Annotated in this window: 26 protein-coding genes; 12 read left to right on the top strand and 14 right to left on the bottom strand. The window is 69.1% G+C overall.

Translation table 11 applies throughout. The features are described 5' to 3' along the window. The first annotated feature begins 32 nt into the window (after positions 1 to 32). The 3 genes from ACIBQ8_RS32680 to ACIBQ8_RS32670 all read left to right on the top strand — a co-directional run bounded on the left by ACIBQ8_RS32680 (position 33) and on the right by ACIBQ8_RS32670 (position 2,858). Positions 33 to 611 carry a TetR/AcrR family transcriptional regulator gene (locus tag ACIBQ8_RS32680; protein ID WP_397193813.1) on the top strand — a complete coding sequence of 193 codons (579 nt, stop codon included), beginning with the start codon at positions 33 to 35 and terminating at the stop codon, positions 609 to 611. Between the two features lie 65 nt (positions 612 to 676). Then, complete coding sequence (locus ACIBQ8_RS32675) at positions 677 to 1,402, top strand: class I SAM-dependent methyltransferase (RefSeq protein ID WP_397193812.1); 726 nt, start codon at positions 677 to 679, stop codon at positions 1,400 to 1,402. A 229-nt stretch (positions 1,403 to 1,631) separates the two neighbouring features. Beyond that, a complete protein-coding gene (locus ACIBQ8_RS32670; RefSeq protein ID WP_397193811.1) occupies positions 1,632 to 2,858 on the top strand; it encodes a cytochrome P450 in 1,227 nt (408 codons plus the stop codon). A gap of 75 nt (positions 2,859 to 2,933) precedes the next feature. Here the strand turns inward: ACIBQ8_RS32670 and ACIBQ8_RS32665 are convergent, their stop codons facing one another. Then, the gene (locus tag ACIBQ8_RS32665; protein WP_397193810.1) at positions 2,934 to 3,407 is read right to left on the bottom strand and encodes a hypothetical protein; all 474 of its coding nucleotides are present in this window, start codon (positions 3,405 to 3,407) and stop codon (positions 2,934 to 2,936) included. A 184-nt stretch (positions 3,408 to 3,591) separates the two neighbouring features. On the opposite strand from ACIBQ8_RS32665, the gene ACIBQ8_RS32660 reads away from it, so the two are divergent. Beyond that, a complete protein-coding gene (locus tag ACIBQ8_RS32660; protein WP_397193809.1) occupies positions 3,592 to 4,221 on the top strand; it encodes a hypothetical protein in 630 nt (209 codons plus the stop codon). A gap of 190 nt (positions 4,222 to 4,411) precedes the next feature. On the opposite strand, the gene ACIBQ8_RS32655 is transcribed toward ACIBQ8_RS32660, so the two are convergent. From ACIBQ8_RS32655 to ACIBQ8_RS32645, 3 genes are all read right to left on the bottom strand, one after another. Further along, entirely contained in the window at positions 4,412 to 4,744 is a 333-nt protein-coding gene (locus ACIBQ8_RS32655; protein ID WP_397193808.1) for a transposase, read from the bottom strand. A 95-nt stretch (positions 4,745 to 4,839) separates the two neighbouring features. Then, entirely contained in the window at positions 4,840 to 5,964 is a 1,125-nt protein-coding gene (locus ACIBQ8_RS32650) for a hypothetical protein (RefSeq protein WP_397193807.1), read from the bottom strand. Between the two features lie 258 nt (positions 5,965 to 6,222). Further along, the gene (locus tag ACIBQ8_RS32645; protein ID WP_397193806.1) at positions 6,223 to 6,666 is read right to left on the bottom strand and encodes an SRPBCC family protein; all 444 of its coding nucleotides are present in this window, start codon (positions 6,664 to 6,666) and stop codon (positions 6,223 to 6,225) included. Between the two features lie 468 nt (positions 6,667 to 7,134). On the opposite strand from ACIBQ8_RS32645, the gene ACIBQ8_RS32640 reads away from it, so the two are divergent. From ACIBQ8_RS32640 to ACIBQ8_RS32615, 6 genes are all read left to right on the top strand, one after another. After that, complete coding sequence (locus ACIBQ8_RS32640; RefSeq protein ID WP_397193805.1) at positions 7,135 to 7,764, top strand: TetR/AcrR family transcriptional regulator; 630 nt, start codon at positions 7,135 to 7,137, stop codon at positions 7,762 to 7,764. Between the two features lie 12 nt (positions 7,765 to 7,776). Then, positions 7,777 to 8,037 carry a hypothetical protein gene (locus tag ACIBQ8_RS32635; protein WP_397193804.1) on the top strand — a complete coding sequence of 87 codons (261 nt, stop codon included), beginning with the start codon at positions 7,777 to 7,779 and terminating at the stop codon, positions 8,035 to 8,037. A 227-nt stretch (positions 8,038 to 8,264) separates the two neighbouring features. Beyond that, positions 8,265 to 8,630, top strand: a complete 366-nt coding sequence (locus tag ACIBQ8_RS32630) for a hypothetical protein (protein WP_397193803.1) — start codon at positions 8,265 to 8,267, stop codon at positions 8,628 to 8,630. A gap of 339 nt (positions 8,631 to 8,969) precedes the next feature. Then, positions 8,970 to 10,817, top strand: coding sequence for an ABC transporter ATP-binding protein (locus ACIBQ8_RS32625; protein ID WP_397193802.1), 1,848 nt, complete (start codon positions 8,970 to 8,972; stop codon positions 10,815 to 10,817). Positions 10,818 to 11,035: 218 nt separating this feature from the next. Next, on the top strand, positions 11,036 to 11,287 hold the full coding sequence (locus tag ACIBQ8_RS32620; RefSeq protein WP_397193801.1) for an NUDIX domain-containing protein: 252 nt from the start codon (positions 11,036 to 11,038) through the stop codon (positions 11,285 to 11,287). A gap of 109 nt (positions 11,288 to 11,396) precedes the next feature. Further along, entirely contained in the window at positions 11,397 to 12,218 is an 822-nt protein-coding gene (locus tag ACIBQ8_RS32615; protein WP_397193800.1) for a hypothetical protein, read from the top strand. 875 nt (positions 12,219 to 13,093) lie between these two features. Here the strand turns inward: ACIBQ8_RS32615 and ACIBQ8_RS32610 are convergent. The 7 genes from ACIBQ8_RS32610 to ACIBQ8_RS32580 all read right to left on the bottom strand — a co-directional run bounded on the left by ACIBQ8_RS32610 (position 13,094) and on the right by ACIBQ8_RS32580 (position 20,470). After that, positions 13,094 to 14,353, bottom strand: coding sequence for an MFS transporter (locus ACIBQ8_RS32610; protein ID WP_397193799.1), 1,260 nt, complete (start codon positions 14,351 to 14,353; stop codon positions 13,094 to 13,096). 46 nt (positions 14,354 to 14,399) lie between these two features. After that, positions 14,400 to 15,527, bottom strand: coding sequence for a hypothetical protein (locus ACIBQ8_RS32605; RefSeq protein ID WP_397193798.1), 1,128 nt, complete (start codon positions 15,525 to 15,527; stop codon positions 14,400 to 14,402). 690 nt (positions 15,528 to 16,217) lie between these two features. Further along, entirely contained in the window at positions 16,218 to 16,664 is a 447-nt protein-coding gene (locus ACIBQ8_RS32600) for a S26 family signal peptidase (protein WP_397193797.1), read from the bottom strand. Further along, positions 16,661 to 18,475: an ABC transporter ATP-binding protein gene (locus ACIBQ8_RS32595; RefSeq protein WP_397193796.1), complete on the bottom strand. Its 1,815-nt coding sequence runs from the start codon at positions 18,473 to 18,475 to the stop codon at positions 16,661 to 16,663. Before ACIBQ8_RS32595 ends, ACIBQ8_RS32600 begins: the two co-directional genes overlap by 4 nt. 4 nt (positions 18,476 to 18,479) lie before the next feature. After that, complete coding sequence (locus tag ACIBQ8_RS32590) at positions 18,480 to 18,974, bottom strand: thioredoxin family protein (protein ID WP_397193795.1); 495 nt, start codon at positions 18,972 to 18,974, stop codon at positions 18,480 to 18,482. Between the two features lie 162 nt (positions 18,975 to 19,136). Continuing rightward, complete coding sequence (locus ACIBQ8_RS32585; RefSeq protein ID WP_397193794.1) at positions 19,137 to 19,322, bottom strand: hypothetical protein; 186 nt, start codon at positions 19,320 to 19,322, stop codon at positions 19,137 to 19,139. A 305-nt stretch (positions 19,323 to 19,627) separates the two neighbouring features. Continuing rightward, complete coding sequence (locus ACIBQ8_RS32580; protein WP_397193793.1) at positions 19,628 to 20,470, bottom strand: helix-turn-helix domain-containing protein; 843 nt, start codon at positions 20,468 to 20,470, stop codon at positions 19,628 to 19,630. A 525-nt stretch (positions 20,471 to 20,995) separates the two neighbouring features. Here ACIBQ8_RS32580 and ACIBQ8_RS32575 point away from each other — a divergent pair. Then, a complete protein-coding gene (locus ACIBQ8_RS32575) occupies positions 20,996 to 22,288 on the top strand; it encodes a SigE family RNA polymerase sigma factor (RefSeq protein ID WP_397193792.1) in 1,293 nt (430 codons plus the stop codon). A gap of 139 nt (positions 22,289 to 22,427) precedes the next feature. On the opposite strand, the gene ACIBQ8_RS32570 is transcribed toward ACIBQ8_RS32575, so the two are convergent. From ACIBQ8_RS32570 to ACIBQ8_RS32560, 3 genes are read right to left on the bottom strand one after another with little or no spacing between them, the layout of a single operon-like run. Further along, entirely contained in the window at positions 22,428 to 23,192 is a 765-nt protein-coding gene (locus ACIBQ8_RS32570) for an ABC transporter permease (protein WP_397193791.1), read from the bottom strand. Continuing rightward, on the bottom strand, positions 23,189 to 24,766 hold the full coding sequence (locus ACIBQ8_RS32565) for a hypothetical protein (RefSeq protein ID WP_397193790.1): 1,578 nt from the start codon (positions 24,764 to 24,766) through the stop codon (positions 23,189 to 23,191). The genes ACIBQ8_RS32570 and ACIBQ8_RS32565 overlap by 4 nt, the downstream gene beginning before the upstream one ends. After that, a complete protein-coding gene (locus ACIBQ8_RS32560; protein WP_397193789.1) occupies positions 24,763 to 25,680 on the bottom strand; it encodes an ATP-binding cassette domain-containing protein in 918 nt (305 codons plus the stop codon). The genes ACIBQ8_RS32565 and ACIBQ8_RS32560 overlap by 4 nt, the downstream gene beginning before the upstream one ends. A 777-nt stretch (positions 25,681 to 26,457) precedes the next feature. Between ACIBQ8_RS32560 and ACIBQ8_RS32555 the strand changes: the two genes are divergently transcribed. Next, entirely contained in the window at positions 26,458 to 26,604 is a 147-nt protein-coding gene (locus ACIBQ8_RS32555; protein WP_397193788.1) for a hypothetical protein, read from the top strand. The last annotated feature ends 31 nt before the right edge of the window (positions 26,605 to 26,635 follow it).

Raw genomic sequence — 26,635 nt, 5'->3', positions numbered from 1 at the left:
ATACGGTGGCGTATACATATCGTCGGAGTGAGGTGGCACACACTGTGGGCGCGGTCCGTACGACCCGGGAGGGGTGGATCGAGGAGGGGTTGCGGGCGCTGGCCGCCGGCGGCCCGGACGCGGTGCGCGTGGAAGCGCTGGCCAAGCGGCTCGGCGTCACCAAGGGCGGCTTCTACGGCTACTTCGCCGACCGGGAGGCGCTGCTGGAGGCGATGCTGGACACCTGGGAGCGGGAGAGCACCGACGAGGTGATCGAGCGCGTCGAGCGCGAGGGCGGCGACCCGCGGACCAAGATCAGGCGCGCCGGCGTGCTCACCTTCTCCGGTGACCGCCTGCTGCCCATCGACCTCGCCGTCCGCGACTGGGCCAGGCGCGACGAGGCGGTCGCCGAACGCCTGCGGCGGGTGGACAACCGGCGCATGGCGCTGCTGCGCGAGATGATCGGCAGCTTCTGCGCCGACCCCGAGGAGGTCGAGGCCCGCAGCCTCCTCGCCTTCTGCGTGGCGATCGGCGAACACTTCCTGGCCGCCGACCACGGCGGCCGCACCCGGGCGCAGGTGCTCACCCGGGCGGCCGCCCTGCTGCTCGACCTCGACAAGGCGGAGGGCTGACCGGGCCTGGGCGCGCCCGGCCGCCTCTCGGCGCACCTCGTGACGCGGGGGCCAGAATGACCCCTATGACGACGATGCCCGGGAGCAACGCCTACGACGCGATCGCCGAAGGTTACGCGGCCGAGAACGAGACCAGCCTCATGAACGCGTACTACGAGCGGCCCGCGATGCTGGAGCTCGCCGGTGACGTGACCGGCCGGCGCGTCCTCGACGCCGGCTGCGGATCGGGCCCGCTGTTCGCCGAGCTGCGCGCTCGGGGCGCCGTCGTGACCGGGGTCGACGCGAGCGCCGGGATGCTGGAGGTGGCCCGGCGGAGGCTGGGCACCGACGCCGACCTGCGGGTCGCCGACCTGGCCGGCCCGCTGCCCTTCCCCGACGACACCTTCGACGACGTCATCGCGTCGCTGGTGCTGCACTACCTGGAGGACTGGGGGCCGGCGCTGGCCGAGCTGCGACGCGTGCTGCGGCCCGGCGGCCGGCTGCTCGTCTCGGTCGAGCACCCCTTGGCCATCACCCTCATGCAGCACAAGGCCGGGGAGAGGCCCGCCTACTTCGGGACGCGCAACCGGGTCGAGGAGTGGACCATGGGCGGGCAGACCAGCCGGCTCAGTTTCTGGGACCGGCCGCTGCACGCGATGACCGAAGCCTTCACCACGGCGGGCTTCCGCATCGGCGTCATCAGCGAACCGCCGTACGCGCCGGAGGCCCGCGAGCTGTTCCCCGAGGAGCTCCGCGAGATCTCCGGGCCGAGGTTCCTGGGCCTCCTGTTCTTCGTCCTGGAGGCCGGCTGAAGCGCCGGACGCCAGGACGTCACGCGGACGGCGACCAGGTGGGTGGCGCGCGCCGGCTCCACGACCGAGTCGGCGGCGCAGGTCCTGCGGCCCCTCGGGGCCGTCAAAGCAGGCGCTTGACTTAATGGGGTGCGCGGCGGTTACTGGACATGACAAAGGAGCGTGCTGGTGCGTCAGGCGGGGAGTCGATGAGCGCCGTCCGGGGCCGACGAGCGGAAGGAAGACCGTCATGACGGCGATCCCAGATCAGGACATGTCCGGCACGTTGCCCGAGTTTCCCGGTGTCAGGGCCGCGGCGTGCCCGTTCGACCCGCCGCCGGCCCTGCAGGCGCTCCGGCAGGACGCGCCGCTCACCCGGGCACGGCTGCGCGACGGCGGCACCGTATGGCTGGTCACCGGCTACGCCGAGCAGAAGGCGGTGCTGAGCCATCCGCAGGTCAGCTCCGACGTCACCCGGCCCGGCTACCCGCTGCCGATCCTGGCGCCCAACCGGCCCGACAGCGCGATCAGCTTCATCCTCATGGACGACCCCGAGCACCACCGGCTGCGCCGCATGGTGCAAGGGGCGTTCACCGTCAAGCGGGTCGAGACCATGCGCCCGGCCGTCCAGCGCATCGTCGACCGCCTCATCGACGACCTGCTGGCCGGGCCGAGGCCGGTGGACCTGGTGGAGGCGTTCGCGCTGCCGGTGCCGTCGCTGGTGATCTGCGAGCTGCTCGGCGTCCCGTACGCCGACCACGGCTTCTTCCAGGAGAACAGCCAGATCATCGTCAAGCGGGACGTGTCGGTCGAGGACCGGACGGCCGCGGGCGGGCGTCTGCGGCAGTACCTGGACGAGCTCGTCGGCGACAAGCTCGTCCACCCCGGCGACGACCTGCTGTCCCAGGTGGCCGCCCGCGTCACGGCGGGTGAGCTGACCAGGCAGGAGGCCGCCCAGATGGGCGTGCTGCTGCTCGTGGCCGGCCACGAGACCACCGCCAACATGATCGCCCTCGGCACCCTCGCGCTGCTGCGCCATCCCGGCCAGCTCGCCCTGCTGCGCGAGAGCGACGACCCCGCGCTGATCGCGGGCGCGGTGGAGGAGCTGCTGCGCTACCTGAACATCACCCACGGCGGACGCCGCCGGGTGGCCAAGGAGGACATCGAGATCGGCGGCCAGGTCATCCGCGCGGGCGAGGGCATCATCGTGGCCAACGACATCGGCAACCGCGACCCCGCGATCTTCCCCGCCCCGGACGAACTGGACGTGCGCCGCGACGCCCGCCGGCACGTGGCCTTCGGCTTCGGCGTCCACCAGTGCCTGGGCCAGCCCCTGGCCCGGCTGGAGCTGCAGGTCGCCTACGGCACCCTCTACAGGCGCGTCCCCACCCTGGCCCTGGCCACCGAGTTCGAGAAGATCCCCTTCAAGCACGACGGCCAGGTGTACGGGGTGTACGAACTCCCCGTGACCTGGTGACCGCACCGGCCGCTGCACGCCCGCGGCCGCCGGAGGGCCGATGAGGGCGAAGGTCGCGATCAGTTCGGCTGGTCCTCATCGAGTCGGTGCTCGGCTGGTGACGGCCTCCTCGATCCGCTCCACCGCGGTGATGCCGCCGAAGCCGGGCAGGTGCACCAGATCGGTGGCGGAGGTCGTGGTGCGCCATGCGGTGACGTCCGTTTCGGTGATGTCGTGTGGGCTGCGGGCGGCCAGCAGCGCGAGTCCGGCGGCGGGCCGATCGGCTTCGGGAAGCCGGGCCAGCCGTTGCGTCAGCCACGCGCCCTGCGGGAAAGGGCCGGATTCGGCGACCGCGGCCCGGAGAACGTTCCGGCTCGGCTCGCTCAGGAGCGAGGCCAGCACTGCACGACGTGCGGCTACCACCGGGATGAAGCCCCCTTGGACGCGCCGCCCACCGACCACGCCGCCGACGCCCACGAGCGCCAGGCCGACGAAGCAGGGTGCCCTGATGGCCGTTCCTGACGCCCCGGCCGATGCCCTTGAAGTGGCGCGGGCCTGGCTGGAGAACATGGCCCAGCGGCACGCCACCGGCGGAGCCGCCGACCTGGCGCCGCCCCGCGTCCGTGCACTGGGTGAGTATCCGGGGTCGGGGCCCCGGCCAGACACCCCCCAACCGCACACTGCCCCGGCAACGGACTGGTCGCAGCGGGCATTCTCCCGATTGCGAATTCTTCGATCACGCTACGATGACCCCATGGCATTGCTCTACCAGGCAACGCTTTCGCCTACGAAGCTTGAGCTGCTGACCGACTGGTTGCCGGGACGCCCCTGGTACACCGGGCCGGTCGGCGAGATGCGGCAGATGGCCTCCTACCGGTTCGACGACCCGGCCGGCGCGGTCGGGATGGAGACGATACTGGTCCGGGTCGGCGACGGCCCGGTTCATCAGATGCCGCTCACCTACCGCGAGGCGCCATTGCCCGGTGGCGAAGCGTGGCTGCTGGGCACTGCCGAGCACTCGGTGCTGGGTATGCGCTGGGTTTATGACGCGGTCGGCGATCCTGTCTATGCCGCGGCACTGGCGGCTGCGATCATCGGCGGCACGGGCCAGGCCGAGAAGCTGGTGCAGGTCAATGGCCGTTTGGTGCGTCGCGAGCCTGATATGAGCGTCGTCGGCGGTGGAGATGAGGCAGTGGTGCTGCCAGCGGTGGGAGGCATCGAGCGCGTCACCGAGGACGACCCGACGGTGATCGTGACAGACACGATCGAGCTGGTCGTCGCCCGCCGACTCGACGGCGGCGTCGAGCTCGCGGACGTGGTGCTACGCGGTGCCTGGCCAGGTCAAGAGACGCTGGTGCCACTGGCGTCCGCGAGACTTCGCTGACGCCTACGAGACCGCGGCTCGGGTCGCGATGCGAGCTCCGCTGAGCGGACAGGACGTTGAGAAGCTGATTCGGAATGCTGCAACGGGGACACCGCCCCTGGCGTCCGGACACGACGCCTACCATGACCGCATACGCCACGCCTTCGACGAGCCCTATGCGCTCGTTCATGCCTTTACCGGCACGTCGTCATTACAGGAAGCGGCCCCGGTCAGCTTCATGATGTTCGGGTAGGTGCGCACCAGGCGGGGACAGCGGATCCGCCCAGGTGGCCAGCCGTCCGGCGTAGCCGTGGTCGGCCCGGACCAGGCCGATGGTGGAGAGCTTCTCGCGCAGCAGCGCCAGGAGCGGGTGCGCGCCATCGCGGTCCCGCACCGACGCGGCGTTGACGATCGCGCGCAGCGGCAGCCCGAGGGTGTCCACCACGAAGTGCCGCTTCTGCGCCTTGAGCTTCTTGCCCGCGTCGTTCCCGCAGGCCGCCGCGCCAACGGGCTCGGCCGCAAGGGCCGTCTGGGAGTCGTGCACCCCGCCGCCGGCAACTCCGCCCGGCCGGCCGGCAGGCGCAACCGACCACGCAGCCTTCCGGCCGGCCGTTCGGGCGGACCACACCACTATCCACGTCATCCAAGCCGACGCCGCCGTAGATCGGGTAGTTGCTTGGACGTCACCCGGGCAGGTGAAGGCGTGCTGCCACGGTCTCCAGAAACCAGGCTGAACGTTCGTCGGTTGGGTCGAGGTCTGCGCGTGCTGCGGCCGACCAAGCGTCGCAGGATGGTCAGGTACTGGTCGAGCAGGTGTGCTTGGTGGTCGGGTGGCAGGTTCGGGAGGTCGGGGTCGGCTTTGAGGAGGCGGTCGGCGATGTAGGCCGCGGTGTAGTAGCGGCGGGCGGTCGGCTGCTGGTGGGCCAGGTGGGTGACGTGGGCGTCCAGGACCCGGCGGATCGCGTGATAGCCCTTCCAGGTCTGGCCCATACCGTTGTTGTCCGCCATGAGGCTGAGCAGGCGGCCGGTGTGGTCGATGAGGTCATCGTCCGGGTCAGGTGCGGTGATGGCCTCATGGACGTCGGCGGCTTTGGCGACGGCGCCAACGTAGTAGCCGTTGAGGATGTCGCCGTCGATGGCCTCGCGCAACAGCCAGGGCCGGGCGGCGAGTCCGCCGACCTCGCACAGAGCCTCGACGATGTAGACCCGGCCCCACCTCGCGGTGCGCCGGGCGAGCCACAGGAGCGCTCCGGCGCCGCCCATCCGCCGTTTCAGGGCGTGTGCCGCCAGGGGGCCGAAAGTCCCTGACAGCAGGCCGATGTGCTTGATCAGGTCGATGTCCTGCTCGTCCCAGTCGGACGCGAGCACGGCGAGGCCGATGACCGTCGAGCATTCGTCAGCGCTGTTGCGGACCAGCCGGCGACCGGTCTCCTGGACTCGTTCGAGGTCGGCGCGCAGCGCGGCTGCGGTGATGTGCTCGTTGAAATGGATGGGCACGTCGACGTCGTGAAAGGCCCAGGTCAAGTCCCGTGGGGCGGCGCCGGGGCGGGTGAAGAACGCATCCAGGATCGCGGCCGCTCCGGCGCCCTGGCGTCGTCTGTCGTCTTGTGACTCACGGATCCGCCTGCGAGGGGCATCGCTGACCGGGTACGGCCTACCGTCATTCGGGAGCGCGGCATCGGGATACAAGCGGTGGAGCCGTAGAGCGTGGTCGTACAGGCTCGTCTGGTTGCCGAGCGGTCCAGGCTCGGGCGTCTCGCTCACAGGCGGACGGAGGACTCGATTCTCTTGATCATGCGCCCAGCATAGGCCCACGCGACGAGAGAATGTTCAGGAGCCGATCCCCAGGGGGCGGGGACGTCATGCGGTGAGATCAAGAAGGGCAGCCCCGCGCACGCGGGCCTTGCGATGCGCCTCGCCGAAGATCACGTCCAAGGCCAACCAGCATCGGCTCGCCGCACTGTTGGCTACCGACGAGGAACCCCGTGTAGTCCTTCTACGCCGACGCCCTGGACGGCGTCCTCAAGCGGCCCGGCGGCTTAACCCCACGGCCAGCCGGCGGACGTCCGCACGGATCGAGCGCCGCAGCAACCACCTGAGCACCGGCTCCAGGGCCCGCTCGGAGCCGGTGCGCGGCGTGACGCGCACGTGGAAGGTGAACCGGCACCGTTCCTCGCCGAGCGGTTCGACGAACCTGCCGCCCTCGGCGACGATTCCCGAGGTGGTCCGCCAGGCGAACGACCGGCCCGACTCCACGGCCACGACCTCACCGCCGTTGCGATAGGTCCTGCCCGCGAACCGCATGATCTCGGCGGTGGTCGTCCCCACCCGCACGAGTCCCTCGGACGACGGCGCCATCGTCTCGACGCCCTTCCGCCACCGCGGGTCCTGCCCGTAGTCGGCGACCACCGCCCACACCCGCGCGGCGGAGCAGTCGATCACGCCGCCCTCTCGAAGCTCGATCATCCCGCCACGATACTGCCGGCGGTTCTGTCACGGTTCGCGGCGTTCCAGCAGGTCGGCGGAGTGGGCGGGTGGCGCGATCCGGGATGTCGGCAAGACGTGTGTCATCACGTACACGCATTCGCGTTTCGCCTGGTGAGAGTGCACCGGAGTACGGCCGGAACGGACCCGCGTGTGACGATCCGGGCTCGGACATCGTGGGACACTCGTGGACGTCGCGACGGTCGTCCAGGCGGGCCGCCTACGGCGCGTGCCGGTCGTCAGGCCGTCCCGGCTGGTCAGGGTTCTCGCGCCGCGCGTGCAACTCCGCCCGCCGGTGGTGGGGCACGCCGCCCACGTCCACCGCGTAAGGACGACCTCGGGCCCGCCCAGGAGGCTGTTGGGGGCTGACGAACTGCCACGTCGGCCTCTCGCTCTGCTCGCCGATCTTGCGACTGGTTCGCGCAGGGGCCCTTCCACAGAACGAAACGCTTGCGTTCACTTCGCGAATGTGAACGGTACCGTTTCGATGAGGATCGGCCATGCCGACGGGGTGAGATCAGAGAAGAAGCCATCCTGCTCGCAGCCATGAGCCTGCTGAGCGAAGTCGGCTATGACCAGCTGACCATAGAGGCCATCGCGGAACGGGCCCGCGCCAGCAAGGCCACGATCTATCGGCGATGGCCGGGCAAGGCCGACCTGGTGGCGACGGCCATACGGAGGTATGCGGGGACACCGGTGACCGCTCCCCCCGACACGGAAAGCCTGCGTGACGACCTGGTGGCAGTCCTGCTGAGCCTGCGTGCCAGCCTCACCGGTCAAGACAGCGCGCTCATTCTTGGGCTGCTCGTCGCGATGCGCCGTGACCCCGATCTCGCGCAGACCGTACGCCGACACGTTCTCGACCACAAACGCGATGTGTTCGCAGTCGTCATGGGCCGGGCCATCGAACGAGGCGAGATCCCCGCGACGACGGACCACGCGCTCCTCGCCGAGATCAGCTCGGCCGGGCTGCTGTCTCGTCTCCTGGTCACCGGCGAGCCCCTCGACGACCTGTTCCTGCACACGCTCGTAGACGCGGTGCTGCTCCCCATGCTCAGCCATCAACTCGGACGACGATAAGGACCTCTTGCAATGTGGCAGACGATTCTTCTCAGCTTCTCCGGCAGCCTTGTCGCCGGCAATGGACTGCCCCATTTCATCCGCGGCATCACCAGAAGGCGCTACCCGTCTGCCCTGGGTAATGGGCCCGTTCCTAACCTCGTCGCAGGATGGGCCGGGCTCGTGGTGCGATACCCTGCGCTGTCCTTTGCCTCCATCGGTGTGGGCGTCCTGCTCATCGGTCTGTTTCATGCGGGCCCGGGCGCCTTCGGACGCGAGGAGACATCGCAATGAGCGCCCCCATGCTGTGCCCTGCCAAGCGCTCCATACGACGGGTTGCCGTCGCAGACGGGACCGCCGGGCAGGCGAGTTCCGTCAGCCCGCAGCGCGGCATCGCGCCTGAGGCGCGGTCCTCCGCTCCGCCGCCCAGCCGCCGGCGCCGCTCTCGCGCGAAAAGTGTGCCCGCGAGGTTCCGTCACCATCGCCTTCCGCCTGTGGCGCGTGCGTGCTGAGGTGATCGCATGACCCCCATCCACCGGACAGCCGTCGCAGGAATGATCATGCTGACGCTGGCCCTGCCCTGGACCAGCATCGACATGCAGCGCATCGCGACAGACGGGGCCGCACCGCGGACCCGCGAGTGGATCACCGGCCGGCTGACCGGACTCGCGGTATCACTGCTCGTCCTGGCCGTGCTCGGCACCCGCGTCCACCTGTTCGCGCGTGGTCGGCCGACCGGCTCGCCGAAGATCGTCTGGGTCGAGCGGGGATTCCTCGCCGCCATGGTCGTGGTGTGCGGCTGGCCCTACCTCCCCGTTGCCGCCGCCTCTTTCAGCTTCGGGGACCTGGGCTCAACGAAAGCGGCGCGGCCTGACGTACGGCCATGACGCTCTTGGGGGCTGTTCCGGGCCCGCCCGAATGCGCATCTGCCCGCCGGCCCTCGGCCATGAGCCAGCGAACGCGTCTCTCTGCGAGATCCTCCAGCAGCCGGGTCCAGGACAACGGTTGCCCGCGTCAAAGGTCCTGCTCACGATCACGTCACCACGTCGCCACCCGGGCGAGAGAGGACGCCGACGGCAAGCGGAAGAAGCACCCCCAGAGAGAACGGAGCCCTATCCGTGACGGTAAGGACCGAACCTGACCCACCACCTGCCGACCCCCCAGGGCAGGCCGCCGCGCAAGAGCCCATCACGGATCCGATCTTCGGAGCAGGCTTCCAATACAGCATGGGATGGGCGCGGCACGAGACCGACATGGCGGTCGGCTTCGGCGTGATCATGCGCAGGCTGCCCTCGCTGATCGGCATCTGCCTGCGGCTGTCCTGGCGGGCCGACCCCGCCGCGCTCCTGATCGTCGTGGTGTGCCAGCTCATCGTCGGCGCCGCGACCGCGTTCGGCCTGCTGGCCACCAACCGGGTCCTGCAGCAGATCCTCACGGCGGGCCCCACCCCCGACCGCGTCGAGGCCGCCGTGCCGGCCCTGGCCCTGGTGGCGGCCGCCGGCATCAGCGTCGCCGTGTTGACCGCCTGGTCCGGCGCCGCCTCCGGCCGGCTCCAGCCGAAGGTCGAGCACCTCGCCTACGACGAGCTTCTCAGCCGCGCCGCGAACGTCGAACTGCTGCACTTCCAGGGCGCCCAGTTCCATGATCTTCTGGAGGCCGCGCAGTACGGAGCCGGGTGGATCGACATCGTCATCGACCAGGTCATCCGCATGCTGAAGGCGCTGATGGGCATGACCGCCGCCGCCGGCGTCCTGGGGGTCTTGCACCCCCTGCTGCTTCCGCTGCTGCCGCTCATCATCCTGCCGCGCGCCTGGGCTCTGGTGCGCTCCACCCTGCGCCGCAAAGCCTCCCGCCTGCGATGGCTGACTCCCCTACGGCAGCAGCGCAGCCTCGCCCAACTCCTGATCGGAGCCGACCCCGCCGAGGAGATCCGCGCACACGCCGCCGGGGACTTCCTGCTGCGCCACCACGACCGGATGGCCCTGCGCTCGGCGCGGGAGCAAGCCCGCCTGGCCCGCGCCGACGCCGGGGGCGAACTACTGGCCGGGGCGCTGAGCGGCCTGACGACGGGCGCCACCTACGTGCTGCTCGGCTGGCTCCTGATCACCGGGCGCATGCAGCTGGCCGCCGCCGGCACCGCCGTCCTGGCCATCCAGACCGGCACCAGCCAACTGAGCAACCTGATCTACTCGATCAACAACGTGTTCGAACACGGCCTCTACACCGAGGACTGGGCCGCCGCCTGCCGCCAGGCCGAGCACCTGGCCATCCCCCGCGACGGCACCGCCCTGCGACGGGCCGACGGTCCCGACCTGATCGAGGCACGCGACCTGCGCTTCAGCTACCCCAACGCCGACGAGCCCGCCATCGACGGCGTCGACCTGACCATCGGACGCGGCCAGATCGTGGCCCTGGTCGGGCACAACGGATCCGGGAAGACGACCCTCGCGAAGCTGCTCACCGGCCTCTACCTCCCCGAATCCGGATCGGTCGCCTGGGATGGCACACCCACCGCCGACCTGGACCGTGCCCGGCTCTTCGACCAGGTGGCCCTGCTGTCCCAGGGCTACGAACGATGGCCCTTCACCGTCTCCGCCAATGTCGCCATCGGCCGTCACACCACTGCCCCCACCCCTGAAACGCTCGCCTGTGCTGCCGCGGCCTCCGGCGCCACCGATCTCATCGCCTCCCTGCGGGACGGCTGGAACACACTGCTCGCCCCCGAGTACCAAGGCGGGGTCGACCTGTCGGGCGGGCAGTGGCAGCGCATCGCGGTCACCCGCGCGTACTTCCGGGACGCACCCGTGCTGGTCCTGGACGAGCCGACCGCCGCCCTCGACCCCCGCGCCGAAGCAGAGACGTTCGCCGGGGTACGTTCACTCGCCGGCGGGCGCACGGTCATCCTCATCACTCATCGCCTGCACTCCGTCCAGCACGCCGACCGCATCTTCGTCCTGCAGGACGGCCGGATCACCGAGAGCGGAAGCCACCAGGAACTGCTGGCTCTCGGCGGCGAGTACGCGGAGCTGTGGTCGTTGCAGGCGGCTCAGTACGGCATGGGCGCCACCCCGTGAACAATGATCACCCGCGTGAAGCACGCACGGCGCGCCCTGTCCTCTGCCGACGCCCGCCGGGCGGCACGATGATCATGTCGACCGTGGCCGACGACCTGCCGCTCTGCATGGCGCCGGGCGGCCGCTGGCGGCTGCTCGGTCCGGAGCCCGGATGGAAGGGTTGAGGGCCCGCCGGGGTTCGTCAGGGGTTGCGGGCAACGGCAGGTCACACTGGCCCCGTGACGTACCCGGACCTGCCCTTCTCCCACGTCAAGATCCGAGTCGGTGGCCTGGTGTTCTGCGGGCGCGAGATCGCGCTGATCCACCGTGACCGGCCGTCCGGGGCGCTGTACCCCCCACCGGGCGGCAACGTGCATCCCGGAGAGGACCTGGCGAAGGCCTTGAGCCCGGAACTCGCCGAGGAACCGCGACTCGACCCCGGCGATGCGCCGGTGCCACAGCTGTACGCCGAGCTCGCCACGGTCGAGTAGGCATGGTCACGTTCCGTTCAGCGCCGTGACGGGAGATGTCGTGTCGCGGGCACAAGGGGTGAACCGGTGGGGCGGCGGTCACGTCCATACAGGTATGAACCGGCGAACGATGGCCTTGGCGCTCGGAACTGCTCTGGCGATCGTCTCCTGTGGCGCTGAACAGGCGAGCCCGGCCACCCGCTACGCCGCGAGCCTTACCGTGCTGGAAGGCGGCGGTCACGGCCCGCAGCTGTGCTCCATGGTGGCCGAGTCGATGCCGCCACAGTGCGGAGGCCCGGACGTGATCGGCTGGGACTGGTCCCGGGTAGCGCACGAGTCAGCGAACGGCGTGCGCTGGGGCCGCTACCGGGTGGTCGGCACCTGGGACGGCAGCCGGCTCACCCTCACCGCCCCGCCCGGCGCACCCGAGCAGTCGAGCCGGCCGGATCGAACCCCACCGTCCACACCATGCTCCGCCCCCGCGGGCGGCTGGAGCCCGGTGGAGCCGGCCAAGGCGACACGTCAGGCCTTGGAGAACGCACTGCGACGGGCGCGGGAGGCGGAGGATTTCGCCGGGGCATGGATCGACCAGAACTACAGCGGCCCGCCGCCGACCACAGTCGCCGACTTCGAGGCGCGGGGCGACGATCCACGGCGGCTGATCCTCGATGTCACCTTCACCGGCGATCCGGCAAGGCGCGAGAGATGGCTGCGCGAGGTGTGGGGCGGCGCGCTGTGCGTGGGCCGTGCCCGGCACACCTACGACCAACTGCGATCGATTCAGGGAGAACTAGAGCGCGAGGCAGGGTTCGTCTCGGTGGCGGTGGACGAGAGCGCAAACCGCGTCACCGCCGGCGTCTGGGTGGCCGGTGATGACCTGCGTGACCGGCTCGACGAGCGCTACGGCGAGCAGACGGTCGCGGCCGAGGCCATCTTGCGGCCCGTCGATTGATGCGGCAGGCCACAACCAAGGCATCGATCCGGACACCCCTCGATTCGCCAAGAAGAGCAGCGTGCGCTTCATCAGCCGATGATCTCCTTCTCAGCACGACAGTCCCTCCCCGCAAGCCCGACCAACGTGCTGCAACGCTCCCCCTTGCTCGCCGGTGCGTCACCGCGCTCGCATGCCTGCCACCCGTCAGTCGGGCCTTCAACCTCACAGCGACGAACAACGCGGCGCCAGTCGCGTACCGCCAAGGCTGCAACGGTTGTCTCGGCCGCGGCGAAGAAGACGTACTCTCCGACGCTTATCGACATTGCCGGGGAGATCATCGCGAGCAGAATTCGCGCCACGATGCAGGCCGTTCCGAAAAGAGCCAGGCCTTTGTAGGACCACGTCTTTCGGTTGTGTTCACCTTGTGCCACGTGCAACTTCCCAGCGATCCTCGTTCCGCTGCTGCACAGCACAGCCAGCCGACCGGTCAGGTAGGAGATCAGAGCGGTCGCTCTTCCCGCTTGCGAGCCGATCGCCGCACAGTACCTCACCGAACACGCACCGCTTCGCCGACGCCCCCCTCAGCCACGGACGCGCAACTACCCACAGCCACCACGTTCCTGAACCGCAACGCCGGCTGGCTCGACACTGAACACGAATCCAGAGGGTGGCGGCCTGTTGAGGCGGGCAGTTGTGATCGCGTCCAGGCTGGGGAGCTCCCGCACCTGTTCGGCGTCGCGTTCGGCGCCGGCCTGGAGCAGCTCGTCCTCGGTCACCATGGCCGGGACTGGCCTCCAAGGCACAGCCCTGCCACGCCGAGGACGTCCCGGCCAGGGGTCACCCTCGTGGCGCGAGCAGATCTCGGCCGGGACGACCCCAGTGCCCTGGCGTCCTCAGGAACGGGACCTCATGGCCGACAGGCCACCTCGCAGGGCCACGGCCAGGAGCGCGGTGGCGGCGACGGACAGGCAGAGCTCCACGGTCGGACGGATGCCGGCGGCCGTTCCCATGACTCCACCGGCTGCGGCTCCGATCGCCGTGCCGAGCTCAAGAACGAGAGCGCCGACGGCCATGGATCGCGCGACCGCGTCCGACGGGACGGATGCGGGTATCGACGACATCATGAGGACGACGAAGACGCTGCCGCCGGCGCTGCCGACCAGTTCGTAGGCGCCGCAGCCCAGCGCCCCTGACAGGCCCTTGTCCACGAACACGAGGAATCCCGTCGCCCCGGTGGCCACAGCGCCCGCCACGAACGCCGCCCGGTTCCTGCCGAGCCTGGTCTCCCAGAAGGAGGCGGTGGCGGATCCGATGAGGCCGCCCGCCGCGCCGGTGACCAGGATGACCGCGTACGCGTCGGCCGACAGGCCGAGATCATGTGTCGCGTACAAGGGGAGCAGGGCGATGACAGCACCGTTGATCAGGCAGATGAGCGCGGCACCCGCCATGTAGATCCGGATGTCCCCACGGAACGCGTGCCGGAAGCCGCGAAGGCCCCGGTCCGGCACTCTCGCCTGTGCGCGTGGCAGGGCCCGCCGGCGGAGCGGCAGGATCAGAAGGGCCGACGCGAAATAGCTGATCGCGTCCACGACCAGCACCATGGGCATCGCCAGGAACTGGAGGAGCAGCCCGAAGATCCCGGGCCCGGCGATGGTGGAGAGGTGCGCGGCCCCGGCCATCGCCCCGTTGGCCTTGGTCAGCCGGCCCGGATCGACGAGATCCAGGACAACAGGCGCGGAGAAGGATCCGAACGCCCCGGTCAGCCCGGCGATGATCGAGACCAGGGCGATGAGCCCCGGAATCGACAGGTCGTGGGAGACGGCCAGGAGAGTGACGGCGACGACGCACAGGCCGGACGTCACCTCAATGGCCGCCAGGGCAGTGACACGCGAGCGTGAGCGCTCGACCAGGACGGCCGCCACGAGCCGTCCCGCGACCCGCGAGACGAACGGGACGGCGACCAGCAGCCCCATCTGCGCGGCGCTCGCACCCAGCCACGTCGCGGCGATGAGCGGGATGGCCGTCGCCGTGATGGACGAACCGATCTGCGATTGCGCCCGGGCGGCGAGATAACCGAGGAATGGCAGGTTCCTGGTAAGTGGTGCGGAGCCTTGGGACCTTTCGCCTTGAGCTGTGTCATCGGGGAGGGTCATGCCGGCTTCGATTCTCTTTCACGGCTCGTGGTCACGGCCAGGCGGATTACCGGCTCTGGACCGGCAGGCTGAGAACTCTGCATTGATCGAAGCTCAGCACGCAGCAGTCACCGTCGATGTCCTCGTCGTTGACACCGTCGGGATGCGGTGTCCCGTCATCCGCCGGTTTCGACAGATCGATCTCACTTCCGTCGTCCAGAGTGATGATGCCGCCCGTCGCGATGAGATCGAAATGAACGTCGCAGCGGTAGTCGACGATCTGGAACGGCTGATTGTGTTCTCCGAAGCCGACATGAACGCCAGGAAAACGTTCGTTGATGTGGGAGTTGAGCGGAACGAGCCGGTCGATGCCGGCGTTGGTGCCGAAGCCCAGCTCCCCCACGCGACGCGCGTGCGGAACGGCCCAGCACATCTCGATCAGTTCGGCGACCTGGGCATCGTCGCACGAAAAGTCCACGGCCTGCCCTTCCACGATGTCGACGGTCACGGGACGGGCACCGAGGCGGGCATCCAGCGTCGTGTAAATGTTGGCGTTGAAGGCGGCGTCGGCGACCAGACGTCCATTGATGCGGGCCGGATAGGTCGCGAGCTCGCCGGCGGGCAGCACCAGAAAGGCGCCCTTCCTGAGGGTGCCCCGATTACTGGTCCAGGTGAAACGCTCCTGATCGAGTTCGATTTCCAGGTGCGTGCCACGCGAGGTCCGGATGGTGACCTTTCTCGACTTCCGCAGCCGCCCGTACAGCGAGGCGTTGTACGCGCTCAGCTCCGCGGGCGTGGCGTTGAAGGCATGGGAGAAGAGCTCGGGACCGGCGTTGGTGACGCGTACGACATCGCAACGGTCATCGCCGAGCAGGTTCTGGGCTTCCTGCAGAACGGCGAAGTGGGACACGCTGTTCTGCTCCAGCGTGAGAATCACCACCCGGTTGGACCGGCGCATCGAGGGAAGCAGCACCTCGCGCAGGCGGGTGGCCAGAGAAGTGTCCTCCATGGGCCGCATGGCGAGCGCGACAGGCGACAGCCCCCGTTCCTCCGCCGCGACCAGGATCCAGGCCGCGGGCGGTCGGCATTCGGCCGTGTAGAGAATCACCAGCTGATCGGCAGCCGAGATTCGCAGATAGGAATCCAGCAGGGCCGACACGCCGGCCCATGCCTCCGCAGTGACTACCGCAGCCACCGATGCCACCTCCGTAATCAGTGAATTGCACTTGTTGACGGTCGGCCGAGCAGGCAGGGCACCTCTCGGGCCGGTCGGTGGACCGGCCCGAGAGAGCTACCTCGGCTAGAGAGCGGAAACTCCTGCCTCACTCACTGGTTACGCGGCGGAATGGCGATGTTGTACGTGGCGACGGGGAAGCCGGCGCCACCCGAGAAAACAGCGTGCTCAGAGCTCTCCGGCTCTTCGAGCCGCAGAAGAGCATCCTGGATCTGGACTGTACGGCTGGTCATCATGTGAAATCTTTCTCTTCCATGGAGAGGAGTCCGGAAGCGCCGGCACGCCGGCCCGCGCCCCCGCAGTGACTACCGCAGCCACCGATGCCACCTCCGTAGTTGATGAACTGCATTTGTTGACGTTCGGCCGAGCAGGCAGGGCACCTCTCGGGCCGGTCGATGGACCGGCCCGAGAGAGCTACCTCGACGAGAGAGCGGAAACTCCCGCCTCACTCACTGGTTACGCGGCGGAATGGCGATGTTGTACGTGGCGACGGGGAAGCCGGCGCCACCCGAGAAAACAGCGTGCTCAGAGCTCTCCGGCTCTTCGAGCCGCAGAAGAGCATCCCGGATCTGGACCGTACGGCTGGACATCATGTGGAACCTCTCTCTTCATTCGGTTGGGGTTGTTCGGTCATCGGGGAAAGGGACGCTGTCAGCGGTTCAACCGCCTGATCACCGTCGCCCTTATGCTTTCCAGTGGTATGAAGCCGAGCTGCCGCGAATCCATGCTGTGCGCGGGATTGTCGCCCAATATGAGCGTGTGCCCTTCAGGCACGATCTCGCCCGGCAGAATGACCTGGTTCTTCGGTATGACGTCACAGCGGATTCCGTCGGGCACGACGTCCCCCGCCACGGCGACGACGCGCTTGACCAGCCAGCCCGCGTCCCCCTCCGGGCGCGGATGCCGCAGGACGACGACCTGGCCCGCCTGGAGTGCGTCCTGCGGACGCCGGCGACGTGCGAGCAGCCGGTCTCCCGGCCGGTAGCTCGGCAACATGCTGACCCCGGACACGACCGCGATCATTCGATGCCGCCGTAACAGCACGTAGCCGAGAACGAGGGCCAGCCCCGCCGGGACCGCCACAGCGAGGACGATCATCCGGGTACCGTCTCTTGGTAACCCGAGGCCTGCAGGTTGAACAGGCGGGCGTAGATGCCGTCCAGGCTGATCAGCTCGCTGTGCGTCCCGCACTCGGCGATGCCGCCATCGGCCAGCACCGCGAGCATGTCCGCGTCGCGAACCGTGCTCAGGCGATGCGAGATCAGGATGCTGGTGGATCCCTTGCGGTACTCCCGGAGGCCGGCGTGGATGTCGTGTTCCGCCGCCGCGTCGAGGCCCGAGCTGGGTTCGTCGAGAATGAGCAGGTCCCGGCCCTCTCGCAGCAGCGACCGGGCGACCGCCACCCGTTGCGCCTGGCCACCGGAGAGACGTACGCCCTCCGAGTCGTCGGAGGCGAGGAAGAACCGGGTGAGCAGGTTGTCGTAACCCTTCGGCAGGGCGGCCAGCGTCTGGTGGACGCCCGCTCGCCTGGCCGACTCCTCGATCAGCGCACGGTCGTCGATCTTCTCGATGTCCCCGACGCCGATGTTCTCGGCAGCCGAGAGGTCATATTCCATGAAGTCCTGGAAGACGGCCGAGATTCTGGAACGCAGGATCTTCACGTCGATCTCGCGGGTGTCGACGCCGTTCCACAGAATCGTGCCTTCGGTGGGCTCGTAGAACCTGCACAGCAGCTTGACCAAGGTGCTCTTTCCTGAGCCGTTCTCGCCCACCAGCCCGAGGCTGCTGCCGAAGGGAATGGTCAGGTTGATGCCGCGAAGCACCCATGGATGGTCGGGGCCGTACCGGAACCACACGTCCTTGAATTCGATGCAGTCGAAGGCGGCCGGCAAGTTCCTGATTTCCGCCCGGGATTCCGCCGGAAGGGAGACGATCTCCTGGTAGTGCCCGAAGAGGGTCAACTGCTGGTACGCGGAGGCGATCAGCGACACCAGGGCGGAAAGGCCGGCCTGCACGCCGGCGATGGAGGCGACGTACATGGTGATGTCGCCGAGGGTGAGCCGTCCGTTCAGTGCTTGCGCGGCCGTCCACACCAGCCCCGCGCCGGCGATCACCGCCCCCAGGACTCCGAGCCCGAACTGGACTCGAAGGGTCGCCCTGTCCATCAGCCTTTTCTCTTCGTCGATCGCCCGCCGCTCGTCGAGCATCCTCGTGTGGAAGAAGTCACCCAGGCCGAACAGGCGGACCTCCTTCGCCGCCGCGGTGGTGGAGATCAACTGGCTGTACGCGATCTCCCGCCTCTCGGTGGGGCTCATCCGCCAGATCCGGACGGCATGCCGCTTGGCCAGCGAGATCTCCGCCAGCAACATGGGCACGGCTCCGACAATCGTCGCCGCGGCCATCATCGGGCTGATCAGCAGCAGGGACACGGCGAACCCGCCGATGGTGAGCGATCCGGCGAACAGTCCGAGCGCCGCCTGGAACACCTGGCTCGGCGTGTTCCCGCCGGCCTGCGCCGCGAGCCGGAGCTGATCGAGGAACTTGGGGTCCTCGAACTTGGCGAGCCCGGAGATGTTGTTCACCGCACGATAGATGGTGTCCTGCGCGTACAGGTTGACCCTTCTGTCGTGCTCAGCGTCGCAGTACCGGCGCAGCGCCGCGGATCCGGATATCAGCAGACCGAGGAACGCGAGGAACCCGGCGAGAAGGAGCACCGTCGACAACTGAGCCCCGTTGGTCAGCCGGTCGAGCAGCAGCTTGGTCAGCCAGGCCATCGAAATGGGGATGAGGGCTGAGAGTAGGGCGAGAACGGTGATCGAGGTCGCCCAGGGCGCTCCCGCCCGCCAGGCGAGGGAAATGGCGGGCAGGACGTTCCGTACGGGCGTTCCGCTGCTCATCTTCTTCCACATATGCCTAACCCAGAGCGCCTTCCGCGACTTGGGGAAGGCCGAAGTCGGCGATCTTCCCCTTGACCACAGTGATGAAAGTGGGCGTGCTGGTGACCCCGAAAGCGGTGGAGATCGCCCCTTGAACGGGCTCGACGGCCACGTCGCCGACGGACTCGAGCCGGCCCAAATTCTCGACGGCGCCTGCGTCCGTCGTCAGCATGACGGTCAGCGTCGGGGTCGCCGAGGAACTCGCGAACTCCATATAGGCCGGCAGAATTTCTTTACAGGGTTCACAGGTCGGCGACATGAAGGCGACCATTGTGCCGTCCTGGAGGGAGCCGGCGGTCACCACCTTGTTCCGGGTGGTCACCGCGGAGAAATCGTCGATCGTGTCGCCCACCGCGAGACGCGCCGGCTGCTGCGCGGACTCGGAAAGCTGCCGCAGGCGCCGAATCACCCCGAAGACAAGAAGGAGGTTGAAGAGACAAAGAGCACTCAGGAGGCCAATGGCCACGGTCATATAAAGCAAGTTCCAGCTCTCCTGTGAAGTACGGCCGCCGGGGCGGCCTGCGCAATCCGGGCCTGAGGTCGGATCCGCCGGGAAAGGCGGCCCCGTTGGCCCTGACGGATGTTCCGGCAGAGCCGACGGAGCTCACCGATCGTGCCGGCGGCTATCGGATCCTCAGCAGTCCCAGCCGCACTGGCGACCGCCCACGCTGATCATGCAGCAGGTCCGGTACCCGCAGTTGTTGCCTTCGCCGCAGATGGGGACCTGCTCGCAGATCCGCGGACATCCCGCCTGGACAGTGGTCCCAGGAACGAACAGCACAAGCAGCTTGTCGCTCAGCTTCTGTATGACTTTGGTCATGACATTCCTCCCAGATCGAGATGCGACTCATGCGCCGGACTTTTGTCCGGCACATATGACCGGCCGGCGATCGCCTGGTCTGTTCACCTCGCCGCATGGCAATTCATCAGCCCATACGGCTGAGGCTTCTGCCAGATGTCGGCGATCGTTTTGAGTCCGAGCGGATATGCGCTGCGGAAGCGGCCCTATGGAGTGGCTTGACGCTTATCACCATGCCGCACGCACGAAGTGCGGGTCATTGGCCGCGCCTGCAGACATCCTTGGCAAATCCTGCGGCAGCCTCGACTTTCCCAGGTCGGGCGGGATCAGTTCTCCCTGTGCGACAGCCGTCGAAAGTAGCCGGGCGGCACGCCGTAGGCGGCACGGAAGGCGCGGCTGAAGGTGGTCGGATCGGTGAAGCCCCAGCGTGCGGCGATGGCATGGACGGGATAGCCGCGCAGCCTCGGGTCGGCCAGGTCCCGGCGGCAGCGTTCCAGGCGAAGGTGCCGGATCCAGGCCGCCGGGGTCCGGTCGTACTCGGCGAACAGCTCGTACAACTGCCGTACCGAGATCTGCGCGGCGGCGGCGACGGCCTCGGCGCCGAGCGCCGGATCGGCGAGATTCCGCTGGATGAAGTCGTCGATCTGGAACCTGAGCCGCCGTCGGCGGACCTCGGAACTGTCATGCACAGCGCTGTTCAGGTGCGGGGCCAGTGCGGCGGCCAGCAGTGTGGCGGTGACCGAGGACAAGGTGGAGACGTCGTCGCGGGTGAAGTAGCCGGGATCCCGTACGAGTCCGGTCACCCAGCGGGCGAAGACCGCGCCCATGCCGTGCCGCGTGTCGAAGGGGACCGCGGTCAGCCGGTCGGCCACGTTCGACGGGAGGGGCATCATGAGGCGGGGGATCTGGAGCGTGAGCGTCGAGTGCGGTGCGCTCGCCCGATCGCACCTGCGCCAGCCCTCGTAGGGGCGTGAGGTGTCGAGCACCACGAACTGCCCGGCGGTCAGGCGGGCCTGCCGTCCCCCCTGGGACAACCCCCCGTCACCGGCGAGGAAGAGGTTGATGTTGTACGCCTCCGGATCGAACTGCCTGATCAGCGACGTCGGCCGGCGTACTTCGATGGGGCCGTGGTTCAGCATGGCCACCTGCACGCCCTGCAGTTCCAGCACCCGTCCGGGTAGAACGGGTTCACCGGGTTCGTCGCTGTGGATGAGTGAAGGCGCGAGGTCCAGGACCCCTTGCTGCTGCCAGCGCGCCTGCGCGGCATTCGCGGGGCGGTTTTCTGCGGACCTTTCCGCGCCGAAATCATCAATGTGCACGCCGTTCCCTTCCGGTTAATCGGTCATGGCATTCACGAAATCGCACACGTAGAAGCTGCTGGACCCAGCGGGCGCCAGTCAAACAAATATGTGCGCGAAAAGGCGTGGCGCTGCGTGATCGGCTACCTCCGTTTACCGTCCGAAGCACGACGCCCCCACCGGCCGCGGCCACGGACCCGATTCCATGCCGGAGCGACGAGATCCCCAGCTACCCCACCAAGTCGGACCGCCACCCCAACCGCGACCAGCTAGTCGAGATACTGCTCAAAAACAGGCGGACACGCGCAAGGAGCCGGCCGTCGCGTTCGAGGCGCAGCAGGCCGGCGCTGCTCGCACCACGGGCGACAAGATCGGGCACGGATGCGGCGGTGGCGCGTGACGCCCTCCATGTGCGGCGTGCAGCCGCGTCAGCCAGTTGACGTGACGCCCGGGGATTGCGTCCCGTCGCTTCTTGCCGTCGTGCGACTGACCGGCAGCGCCGACGACGCGGCCGACCTGGTTCAGGAGGCACTGCTCAGGCTGAACTCCTCATGGCGACGCGTACGCAGCAAAGACGACCCCGAGGGGTACGTTCGGACGATCATGGCCCGGCAGCATGTGAGCTGGTGGCGCAGACGACGGCTGGAGCACCTCACAGCGGAGGTTCCCTCCCCGGTCCACGAGGACGAACCCGAACTCGGCGAGATCTGGCAACGCCTGCGGGCCTTACCCGCCAAACAGCGCGCGGTGCTGGTCATGCGCCACTACGAGGACCTCGCTGATGAGGAGATCGCGGCGAGGCTCGGCATCTCGCAGGCGACCGTCCGCAGCCAGGCATCACGCGCGCTGGCCACACTCCGCGTCCGCGTGGACGCACGGGTGTGGCCGCAGGCCGTGTTCACCATGCCCGGGAGCGCCAGGCCGCTGGCGGCGATCAGCGCCACCGCGGTGCTGGCCTGGGATGAGCGAGGGACGCTCGAGGTCTACGACGCCGCCTTGAGGCGTTCGCGTACCGTCGCCGTTCTCCGGCAGGCGCCGCAGCAACTGGCCGTTGACCGTGAGCGGGTGGTCTGGCGCGCGGACGGGCAGGTCTGGGTCGCTTCCTTGCGCGCCGGCGGGCGGGCGAGGAAGGTCGGGCCGATTCTGGGGAAGAACATCGACCGCATGGCGCTCGCCGGTCAGGAGGTCATCTGGTCGGCACCGCTCGAGGGCCTGTGGCGGATGAGGATCGACGGTGGAGTCCCCGAACGGGTGCCTGGATCCAGGGGCCTGCAGCTGGTGGAGTGGCCGTGGGTGACGGACGAGCCTCTGGACGTGCGCACGAATCCGACCAAGGTCGTCAACGTGCAGACGGGAGTCACTCTCAAGGTTCGCCCCGCATCTGGTGTTGAGGGCCTGCGCTGCGGGCCGACCTGGTGTACGGGCACCCGTGGAGACGACACCGTCGTCCAGCGCCGCGACGGCAGTTGGAGCGGCGTCCGTCAAGGGCTGCGTGGCTACCCGTTTCAGGATCGGTTCTTCACCGGCTTCGGCGACATCTACGACGCCCGCACGGAGACGGCCGTGATCTTCAAGGGCGCCGAGCTGCCGTCGGGTGGCAGGCAGTGGTCGGCAGGTAGCGGTGTCATCTTCTGGACGCAGGGCGCGGGCGTCCGCGTGGTGAACCTGGCCGCCGTTGCTCAGCCGTAGCGCATCCGTACAAAGAGATCACTGTCACCGACGTGGGTGCGCCGCTGGATGGAGCTCTGACCCCAGCGGCGCCACTCCCGTCAGCCCTGGTGGCGGCTGGGTGGCGTACCTGGCCACCCGAGGCGTCGGCCATCTGCCCCTATGCGTCGCGCATCCGTAGGAGCAGCCCGCCGCCCAGGAGCGCCGCGGTGGCCCATGCGGTGAGTACGCACAGCCCGGCCCATGGGCTGAGGGGGAGGGTGGACAGGTGGGTGGTGGCCTGGACGGCGAGCCCGGCGTTCATCGGGGAGATCTGCCAGAGCAGCCGCTGCCAGTCATCGTCAGCGATCACCAGGATGAGGGCGGGGAAGAGATAGAGCAGGCCGAGCACAACCCCGATGGCGGTGGCGGAGTCTCGTACGGCGGCGCCGACCCCCAGGCTGAACAGCGCGATCAGCGCCAGGTAGAGGACCGAGCCGACGGCGGCGCGCAGCATGGGACCGCTGGTGAGAAGGAGCACGTCGGCGGGAAAGCCGTTGTCGAGCAGGACGCGCCGCGCGGCCAGAGCGGAGAGGAGCACGGCGACGCTCCCGACGATCAGGGTCAAGCCGACCAGAATGATCGCCTTCGCGGCCAGGACGCCTGTCCGGCCCGGCATGGCGGTCAGGGTCAGGCGGATCATGCCGGTGCCGTACTCGCCGGTGATCGCCAGGACGGCCAAGACGGCGACGACCGCCTGGCTCACCTGGACCCCGAAGAGGCCGATCTTGGCGGGGTCGTAGCCACAGCCTTCCGAGGCGCAGGACACGACGGCGGAGGCCGCGACGCTGACTGCGACGGTCAGCACCACGATCGTGAGCAGCAGCCAGCCGGTGCCGGCCAGGGTGCGCAGTTTCGTCCACTCCGCATGCAGATGCTCTTTCATGCGTCCCTCCGGCGGAGTCGGAGGACGGCCAAGCCGAGGACGAGCGCGGCATGGCCGGCCAGCACGGCCAGGCCGGCCCACGGCGGCAGCGGGTAGAACCCGGCGATGGGCGCGTAGTGGCCGAGCACGTGCGCGTATTGCGGGATGCTCTGCTGGATGGCGAAGCCGGCCGCCGGGGTGAGACGCAGCAGCCATTGCGCGGCGCCGTCGGGCAGGACCGAGGTGGTGGCGAGAACGTGCGGGACCACGATCACCGCGATGGCGGTGATGACCGCGGCGACGCTGCGCCGCAGCAGCGCGCCGAGGGCGAGGGCGAGCACGGCGGCCAGTGCGAACAGCGCCGCCATGCCGACCACGATGCGCACCTCGGTGAGCCCGGAGACCGGGAGGACGGCGTTGCCGTTGTCGAGCAGGATCCGCCGGCCGGCCGTGAACGTGATCGCGGTGGCGGGCAGCGCGGCGGCGAAGGTGACCAGGCCGAGCGCCAGCGCCTTGGCCGCCAGCGTCCGGCCGCGGCGCGGGCCGGCCAGCAGGGTGATGCGGATCAGGCCGTGGCGGTACTCGGCGGTGATGAACATGACCGCCACCACGATCACCAGGGTCAGGCCGGTCAGCGCGCTGCTGAGGGGACGTTCGGGGGTCTGGCCCTCGATGGCCGGCGCGATGTCGCCGACGCCGGTGACGGAGAAGGTGCCGCCGGCCCGGCCGGCGCGGCCCGGGTGGTGCTCGGTCCCGTCGGGCGCGACGCTGACGCCTATGTCGTCGTCGCGCCACGCGCCAGGCGCGCTGCCCTGCAGCCTGACCTGGTCGAACTCGCCGGTGGCCTCCGCGAAGCGGGCCGCCGCGACGGACCCGCCGAGATCCCCCTGCGTGACCGTCACATCGCCTGGGGAGGTCGCGAACAGCCCGACCTGGACGGTCGCCGGTAGCCCGGCCAGGGCCGCGGTGCCGATCTGGGTCCAGTTGGTGCCGTCGGCGGACTCGTACCCGGTGAGAGTGTCGCCGGCGCGGGTCAGCCGCAGCCAGCGCGGCGATTGCGGGGAGACGCCGCCCGGCCTGCCGGCCACGTCGTGGGTGAAGTCGTGCTGCATCCGGACCCCGTGCGCGCCGGTCATCATCACCGCCGCGTAGGCAGAGCCCTGCTTGGTGCTTTCCTTGATCATGACTCCGGCTTTCGCCCACGGCACGAGCCCGGCGATCTCGTTCCGCACCCCTGGGGTGACGTCGGGCTTACGGATCTTGCCGGTCATGGAGGTGAGGCGGGCGGTGATGCTGCCGTCCCCGGCCAGCGTCCGATGAACGAAAAAGAACTTGTCGTCCACCGCTTCGCCATCCGGCCCGGTCAGAGGCTGTGGACAGGCGACCTCGACCGTACCGGCGCCGCACGAGGCGTGGTTGCTGGACGCCGACAGCAACCCGAGCAGCACGGTGACCAGCGCCGCTGCCGTCAGGGCGATCACCCAGCCGCGCACCGTCCTGAACTTGGTCCACTCGGCGCGCAGCAACCGCCCGAACTCCCCGCGCCCGGCCTGCGGTTCCGAGGGGTGTGAGGAGCGGTGTGAAAGGGCGCTCATCGTGCCGCTCCCCGGTATTCGACCGCATCGGCGGTGAGGTCCATGTAGGCCTGCTCCAGCGTCACCCGGTGCGTCGCCACCTCGGAGAACGGCACTCCGCCGGCGTTGAGTACCGCCACGATGCGCTCCGACGGCAGCCCCGAGACGACGATCGTGTCGCGATCGGTCACGGCCATCGTGGCGCCGGCGTGACCCAGCACCGACATCGCCTCCGCGCGCGCCGCCGTCCGCAGGGTGACCCGGCCGCGGGAGGCGGTCGTGATGAGATCGGCCACGCTGGTGTCGGCGATGACGCGGCCCTTGCCCACCACCACGAGATGGTCGGCGGTGTCCTCCAGTTCGCTCATCAGATGGCTGGACACCAGCACGGCCCGCCCCTCGTCGGCCAGCGACCGCAGGAAGCCGCGCATCCACACGATGCCCTCGGGATCAAGACCGTTGACCGGCTCGTCCAGCATGAGCACCGGCGGGTCCCCGAGCAGCGCGGCCGCGATGCCGAGCCGCTGGCGCATGCCCAGCGAGAAGCCGCCCGCCTTGCGCCGGGCGGCGGACTGCATCCCCACCTGATGGAGCACCTCATCGACCCGCCTGCCGTCCAGGCCCTGGGAGTGGGCGAGCCACAGCAGGTGGTTGCGCGCGGTGCGGCCCGGCTGCAGCGCGCCGGCGTCCAGCAGCGCGCCGACGTGGGTGAGGGGGTTGCGCAGGCTGGTGTACGGTCGTCCGCCGATCAGCGCGTGGCCCTCCTCGGCCGCGTCCAGGCCGAGGATCACCCGCATCGTGGTGGATTTGCCCGCGCCGTTGGGGCCGACGAACCCGGTGACCCGGCCGGGCAGCACGGTGAACGACATGCCGTCCAGCGCCAGGGTCGGGCCGAACCTTTTGCGCAGCCCGCTGACGTCGATGGTTGCTTGCATGCGATCGGTTGTACGGACCTGGCCCTAACACGGGTCGAACAGAGGCCGTCACCTCGCTGTTAGGTCCGGCCCGACCTCCTGGAACCCGCGCGAAAGCGGCGAGGATCGGCGCGCGCCGTACGGCTGCGCTTCACCGTCTTGTACGGCGCCATGCTCATGCTGTCCGCCGTCGGACCGCTGGCCATCACCACCCTCGTGGGCCCTGGAGGGACGCGGGTCAGCCCCGATCCGCAGCCCCTGGGGCCCGCTGGTCGAGTCGTCCGCCCTCGCCGCTGCCATTGAGCGCATCGCATGGCTCCGGCTCAGTTGCCGGAGCACGCCTACGGCCGGCCAGAAGAGCGTGAGCGCCAGGTGGGTCACGCAGACGACCAGGACCGCTCGCATAAGTGAGCCGGTGCGGACTGCCGTTCTCCTCCAGTGTTCCTGCGCGGTCTCATGGTCGCCCGCCTCGGCGGCCAGAGCGCCGAGCCGGAGGTTCGCCACCGAGCGTGCCGATTCGGGTGGAGATCGAATCCGATCGAGATCACACGCGCCGAACAGGACAAGGTCCGCAACGATGGCAACATCGTCGTCCCTGGTCATCCCGTGCCGGACTGACAGCCAGGACATCAGCAGGAACCGTCTAGAACCCGGAGAACAGCGATCGCCGAGTACCGATGGTGGTCGCTCGCCGACCTGGTCGCCGCACAGATCACCCACCCCCTCCGGCCTCCAGGGCTGCCGTTTCTCCTCCCTGACCGTCCTGAGCGGGAAGATCCTGCCGACGAACCGCTCGCCTTGGCGGTGGGCAGCGGCCTTGGCGCGGGCTTGATCGAGCCGCCGCCACATCTGCTGGTGTCGGCCGATCTCGTCGATGCTGTGCCGCAGGGATTCCGCCTGGCGGCTCAGCGCGAGGGCGACGGCATTGTCAGCCGCGGCGGCTAGGGTCTCGGTCCATCAGTACATGATCACTTTG

It is taken from the genome of Nonomuraea sp. NPDC049646, from assembly GCF_044465525.1.
In the GTDB taxonomy this organism is placed as follows: Bacteria; Actinomycetota; Actinomycetes; order Streptosporangiales; family Streptosporangiaceae; genus Nonomuraea.
The sequence above is the reverse complement of the archived record's forward strand: the minus strand, read 5'-3'. Positions and strand labels throughout refer to the sequence as shown.

Bases quoted from the DNA above. Each gene is read 5' to 3' on its own strand.
- ACIBQ8_RS32645 (WP_397193806.1), bottom strand. From the start codon at position 6,666: ATGATCGAGCTTCGAGAGGGCGGCGTGATCGACTGCTCCGCCGCGCGG.
- ACIBQ8_RS32585 (WP_397193794.1), bottom strand. From the start codon at position 19,322: ATGACCAAAGTCATACAGAAGCTGAGCGACAAGCTGCTTGTGCTGTTC.
- ACIBQ8_RS32610 (WP_397193799.1), bottom strand. From the start codon at position 14,353: ATGACCCTCCCCGATGACACAGCTCAAGGCGAAAGGTCCCAAGGCTCC.
- ACIBQ8_RS32665 (WP_397193810.1), bottom strand. From the start codon at position 3,407: ATGTTCTCCAGCCAGGCCCGCGCCACTTCAAGGGCATCGGCCGGGGCG.
- ACIBQ8_RS32635 (WP_397193804.1), top strand. From the start codon at position 7,777: ATGTGGCAGACGATTCTTCTCAGCTTCTCCGGCAGCCTTGTCGCCGGC.
- ACIBQ8_RS32570 (WP_397193791.1), bottom strand. From the start codon at position 23,192: ATGAAAGAGCATCTGCATGCGGAGTGGACGAAACTGCGCACCCTGGCC.
- ACIBQ8_RS32595 (WP_397193796.1), bottom strand. From the start codon at position 18,475: ATGTGGAAGAAGATGAGCAGCGGAACGCCCGTACGGAACGTCCTGCCC.
- ACIBQ8_RS32615 (WP_397193800.1), top strand. From the start codon at position 11,397: ATGGCCTTGGCGCTCGGAACTGCTCTGGCGATCGTCTCCTGTGGCGCT.
- ACIBQ8_RS32590 (WP_397193795.1), bottom strand. From the start codon at position 18,974: ATGACCGTGGCCATTGGCCTCCTGAGTGCTCTTTGTCTCTTCAACCTC.
- ACIBQ8_RS32675 (WP_397193812.1), top strand. From the start codon at position 677: ATGACGACGATGCCCGGGAGCAACGCCTACGACGCGATCGCCGAAGGT.
- ACIBQ8_RS32565 (WP_397193790.1), bottom strand. From the start codon at position 24,766: ATGAGCGCCCTTTCACACCGCTCCTCACACCCCTCGGAACCGCAGGCC.
- ACIBQ8_RS32630 (WP_397193803.1), top strand. From the start codon at position 8,265: ATGACCCCCATCCACCGGACAGCCGTCGCAGGAATGATCATGCTGACG.
- ACIBQ8_RS32600 (WP_397193797.1), bottom strand. From the start codon at position 16,664: ATGATCGTCCTCGCTGTGGCGGTCCCGGCGGGGCTGGCCCTCGTTCTC.
- ACIBQ8_RS32625 (WP_397193802.1), top strand. From the start codon at position 8,970: ATGGGATGGGCGCGGCACGAGACCGACATGGCGGTCGGCTTCGGCGTG.
- ACIBQ8_RS32670 (WP_397193811.1), top strand. From the start codon at position 1,632: ATGACGGCGATCCCAGATCAGGACATGTCCGGCACGTTGCCCGAGTTT.
- ACIBQ8_RS32560 (WP_397193789.1), bottom strand. From the start codon at position 25,680: ATGCAAGCAACCATCGACGTCAGCGGGCTGCGCAAAAGGTTCGGCCCG.
- ACIBQ8_RS32660 (WP_397193809.1), top strand. From the start codon at position 3,592: ATGGCATTGCTCTACCAGGCAACGCTTTCGCCTACGAAGCTTGAGCTG.